This window comes from Sulfuricurvum sp. MLSB, assembly GCF_000747095.1.
GTDB lineage: Bacteria > Campylobacterota > Campylobacteria > Campylobacterales > Sulfurimonadaceae > Sulfuricurvum.
The window spans coordinates 1-5,300 of the sequence record NZ_JQGL01000080.1; the positions used below are offsets into that span (position 1 = coordinate 1).

Below are 5,300 nucleotides of genomic sequence, written 5' to 3' on the forward strand. Positions count from 1 at the left end.
TCGCGAAACGATTCGTTGATCTGGATCGGTTCGAGGCTTCCCACGCGGATACGGCGCACGCCTCGGATCAACGCCATTTTTTTCATCAATTCGGCAATGCTTCGCCCTTCCCCTTGTCCGTAACTTCCGACGTTGGTTCCGGTAAGGACGAACTCTCCGAAACCGTTAGCGGCCAGACGGGAGACCTGCTCGAGGATTTTCGCTTCATCCATGCTCCGCGCGTCGCCCCGGACGAAGGGGATAATGCAGTAGCTGCAACGGAAATTACACCCTTCCTGGATTTTGATGAAAGCGCGCGATTTGCCGACGAATTCTTCCACAATCGCATCGTCGACGTAGTTCAGATCGCCGATCTCGTAAAAACGGCTTTGTTCGGAGAGAAGCGTATTGATCTTTGTCTTTTCCGACTGCCCGAACACCCCGTGTATTTTTCCGGCTCCGAAAAGGCTCTCCCCTTTCGTATGGGCACCGCATCCGGTCAAAAACAGCTTTTTGCCCTGCTTATCCATCTGGTTGATGTAGCCGCGCACACTGACGTCCGCACCGTTGGTGACGGTGCAGGAGTTGACGATGACAATATCGGCTTCGCCTTCGTTTTCGGTAATCTCGTAATCGCGTAGCGCACCCATCATTACCTGCGAATCGAACAGATTTGTCCGACAGCCGAAGGTTTTAAAATAAACTTTCGGCTTCACTCCAGATTCTCCGGAGGCAGCTGTTTGGCGGGGATAGGACCCGTATAAAACGTCTGGGTCGGATAGGCGATCGTGATATCGTGCTCGGCATTAAACGCATCAATTACGTCGGCGGTGATCGTAGAGCGCAACGTCAACGTCGCATACGCGTTGGTTAGGTACCATCCGCTGATGCGAATCCCGTACGGCGCGGTCAGCGTAAAAATACGCGGCTCGACATTGCTGTTTTTAAGACTGTATTTGTCCCGCAGCTTATTGATCTGCTTTCGGGTAATGTCAGTATACCCTTTCGAGTATTTGCGCGTGATCTCCTTGAGGATGTGAGCCGCTTTCCGGTGGTTCGAATCAAACGTGATAACAATGTCGATCCCGTCCCAAACCGTCTTGAGCGAACCGTGCGAATAGTTTGAAATCAGCGTCGTGAAAATATAGTTGTTTGGGATAAAAACGATCCGTCCCGCGCGGCGGTTCGTCTCAACGGTCGTAAGAGTAACGTCTTCCATGATCGTAATCCGCTGAAGCGATACGTCCAAAACGTCTCCGACATATTCCACTCCGTCTTTGACAACGCGGATACGGTCACCGACATGGATCGCTCCGCCCACGACGATAACCAGCCATCCAAGCAGACTCATAAACCAGTCGCGCATCGCGATCGCAAGACCAGCCGATGCAAATCCGAGCACTGTTGCCAGATAACCGACGTTGTCAATGTAGCTGAACACCAGTATCAGAATGATCAAGGTGACGTTGATAAACGTAAGAATCTTGTTCGCCATATAGAAACGTTCGTTGTCAACGATGTAACGCTTGATGATCCGCTTGAATAAAAAGGAGATCACGAACAAAATGACGACGATAAATACGATGTTGAGAAGCTTGTAAATCTGGTCTTTGATCTCTTTGTTGATCTTCGCTTCGGTCGATTCGATCCGTTTTTCATACACTTCAGCCGTCGAAATCAGCGTATCGAGCGCCAGTTTGAATTTCTCGACCTGCAACAGAGTCGCTTCGAGTTCGACTTCGTAGTCGCCTTTTCGGTCCATGAGTATCAGTTCTTTGTAGAGGGCAACTTGCCGTTCCAGAAGGGAAATGAGTTCTTGCAGCTCCTCTTCACGCAGCAGATAATCGTTGTACTGGCTGTTAAGACGTTTGATGTAGGAGAGCCCCGTTACGATCTCGAACGGGTTGGTGATCGTAGGCTGCTCTCCGGCTTCGTCGGGTTTAAGCAGCGAAACGAACGGTGACGTCCCCTGCGCTTTGAGCAGTTCGACCTGATCGGTCAAGATTTTTTCTTTGGCCTGAAGCGCTTCGGTTTCAAGTTTCCGTTCTACCGTCTGACGGCGGCTTTGGAGCGTATCGATACGGCGTTTGACGTCGCGGAGGCTTTTTCGGGCTTCCTGATAGGCCATGTAGGAGTTATAGCTTTTGATCCAGACACTACTGGCTTTGGAGAGCTCTTTTTGAATTTTGGCTACTTCGTCCTGAGCCTGCTGAATTTGAATCTCTTTGGAAATCTCGGGTTGCGGTTCATCCGTTGTTTTTTCGGGTGCGGCAAACGCCGAAAATCCCAAAACCAGCAGCAACGACAGGAAAAGGTTCATACGTTTCATGATGCTCTCCCTGCAAATTTTGAAAGGGTCTTTTTGACCGTATTCGCGTCAACCGTGTCGGTAATCTCAACACTCCCGATGCTTTTAGGCAGAATAAACGTAACCGTGCTGTCCGCGCTTTTTTTATCCAGGAAAAACGCCTGATAAAAACGTTCGACATCGCCGATCGGGTACGAAAGGGGCAAATCGTACCGTGCAAGTACCGCTTTGATGCGCGCGGCTTCCTCGCGGCTCATGAGTCCCGTTTCGCAGGCCAGATCGTTGGCCATCACCATGCCGATCGCGACGCTCTCTCCGTGCAGATACGTGCTGTAGCGCGTCTCGTTTTCGATGACGTGGCCGAACGTATGTCCGTAATTGAGTGCGGCGCGCAGTCCGTGTTCTTTTTCGTCTTTCTCGACGACGCCCGCTTTGGTTTCGACCGCTTTTTGAATCGCATACGCGAGGTTATCCCCCTCGCGCAGGTCGTTTTGCTCAAGCCATTCGAAAAACGGCGCATTGAACGTCACCGCCATTTTGACGATTTCGGCAACACCGGCTCCGAATTCACGCGACGGCAAGGTTGCCAAAAACGCAGGATCGATATAAACCGCACGGGGCTGATGAAAGGCGCCGATCAGATTTTTGCCGAAACGGTTGTTGATCCCCGTTTTACCGCCGACGCTGGCATCCACCTGACTAAGCAGCGTTGTGGGGATTTGCAAAAAATCGATCCCGCGGTTGTAAAGGCTGGCCGAAAATCCGCCCATATCGCCGATCACCCCTCCCCCGAAAGCGATGAGGAGCGAATGGCGATTCAATCGGTGATCGAACATCCGCTCCAGTACGAACTCGATGCTTTCCCAATTTTTGTACTGTTCCCCGTCCGGGATCGTGATGATGTAGACCTCTTTAGCCTTGAGTCTGGATAAAAGTGTCTGCAAATGCAGTCCCGCAACTTTGGGGTTGGTCAATACCGCCACTTTCCCTTCGTAGGTGATCTCGGGAAGCGGTCCGATATGGATGGGATACGAGTCGTCGACAACACGTTTTAGATTGATATTGATCGTCATAAAATAGCCTATCGCAAATTGGGGGTAAATAAGCTATAGTCTACTCGAAAGAGGCTTAAAAACGTGTGAAAACTTAAATCTGTGTCGGGATGAACAGCTGATGATACCGATCAAGTTTGCGGTAGAGTACTTCCGGATCGGTCGAAAAACAGGCGTTGAGCGGATTGATAAACATCTTGGCGGTAAAGGGAAGAATGTGCAGAAAATTTTCCCGTTCGCGCAGTGTCTGAATCGGGTTATCTTCTTGAGAAATAACTTGAATCGATTTGGAAAAAATGGCTGAGAGGTTGTTGAAATGCTCGATCACTTCCCCTTTTCGCCCATCTTCTTCATGCCGATAGTCCATGAGTTCAAGATTGAATCCAAACTGTGAAGAGACGTCAAAGATCGTTGTCGATATGTTTTCGATATACCCTTCCTCGCTCAAGACGACGACGCTCTCTCGCAACGAGGAAAAGGAACGCTCCGCCAGTTTGAGCACGGGGACGTTCCCCGCATAAAGTTTTTTGCGGATCGATTTACGCTCGAATGTCCGGTGGGAAACAAGGAAAAGACCGATGTGATATTTTTTGATATCATCGAGGATCATCCCTTCGTCGTTCTGCGTGTCGTAGCTGATTTCAACGGCTACATTCCCCTCGGCCGAAGCTTTGATCATCCGCAGAGTATCGATATCTCCGGGGTTGATTACCTTGATGATCAACGGCTGGCGCAATTTTTTCTGAATGTAGATGCTCCGCCGCACGAGCGCCATTATGGAACTTTTTTTCTCCCTCTGCATATCGATATAGAGGTAAATGCGGCTTCCAAACGGTGCCGGGAACTGCCCGAGCTCGCGTTTGATCGCACGGTAAATCGAACGCAAAACGCCGGGATCGCCGACGAGAACGAGGGTGTCGTTAGGCTGGATCATCCGATTATCCGCGGGCAGGATCAGCTGACGGTTGCGGTAGATGGCGGCGATTTTCCAGTTTTTTTGTTCGATCGAACCGATATGGCGGTACACGAATGAACTCCCAAACGGCACCAGAACTTCCATGATCTCGCCTGAGCCTAGCCCTATATTTTTGGCCAGAACGGGGATATTGGGAAGGTAATCAATCAGGTTAGCCGCAATAAGTTCTTGTATATTGACCCATTCGATGTCGTCGTCGGGGCTTTTGGCGTTCCATAGATCAAGGGCGATAATCCGCAGGGAGGCGTTATACGTCCGAATATTTTTGATCGTGTGTTCAAGATCGTTCGGGTTTTCCATCACCAGCACGACCTGCCAAAAATCCATTTTCAGAAGGTTGTTGATTTTGTAGACGCTCGTGGGATCGAACCGGAAGAATTTGAAGCGTTCGGGATTATAGCCCTCAAACGTATTTTCATACGTCTGAACGATGTAATAGACGTTTTCACTCGTATAGGCGCCGGCCACTCGTTCGATAAAATGGCGACCGATTGCTCCGTCGCTAACGATCAGAATTTTTTTCATCCGATGACAACCCTCTTATTAGTGGCGTGATTGTACCATATTTGCAATTTTCACAATGCGAGCGTCATTTTTTCCTGTCCGATGCGGTACAGAGCAAAATCGTACTTCAGGGGATCTTCGGGATCGAATGTCCTGAGCGTTTCGGTCAATTCCATCGCTGCTTTCAGATCGCATTGCCGCCGCTGCAGCAGGCCAAGGGCACGGGAAACGTTGAAGGTGTGGGTATCGAGCGGCATTATCAGTTCAGACGCCTTGATACCGCTCCAAAGCCCCATGTCCAGCGCATCCCGGCGCACCATCCATCGCAGGTACATCATCCACCGCTTCATGGCGGAAGCTTTCGACACGGCCGAAACCGGTTTGCCGATCAAAAACTCATACCCCTGCGAGCGGTAAGGATTCAGCGCATAAAGGGTCTCGATCAGCCCTGAGACCCCTGCGATAACGCCGTCCTTCGCAT

Annotated in this window: 5 protein-coding genes; all 5 read right to left on the reverse strand. The window is 50.4% G+C overall.

The window, feature by feature from the left end:
* Positions 1–695 (reverse strand): radical SAM protein (locus tag JU82_RS06395; protein WP_037948268.1); only part of this gene is annotated, 695 nt, incomplete at its 3' end.
* On the reverse strand, positions 692–2,308 hold the full coding sequence (locus JU82_RS06400) for a mechanosensitive ion channel domain-containing protein (RefSeq protein ID WP_037948271.1): 1,617 nt from the start codon (positions 2,306–2,308) through the stop codon (positions 692–694). The genes JU82_RS06400 and JU82_RS06395, both read right to left, overlap by 4 nt.
* Positions 2,305–3,360 (reverse strand): 3-dehydroquinate synthase, encoded by a 1,056-nt coding sequence (aroB, locus tag JU82_RS06405; RefSeq protein WP_037948273.1) that lies wholly within the window; start codon positions 3,358–3,360, stop codon positions 2,305–2,307. Before aroB ends, JU82_RS06400 begins: the two co-directional genes overlap by 4 nt.
* Before the next feature lie 73 nt (positions 3,361–3,433).
* Entirely contained in the window at positions 3,434–4,840 is a 1,407-nt protein-coding gene (locus JU82_RS06410; RefSeq protein WP_037948276.1) for a TrkA C-terminal domain-containing protein, read from the reverse strand.
* Positions 4,841–4,890: 50 nt separating this feature from the next.
* A partial coding sequence (locus tag JU82_RS06415; RefSeq protein ID WP_037948279.1) for a TIGR02757 family protein occupies positions 4,891–5,300 on the reverse strand: 410 nt, incomplete at its 5' end.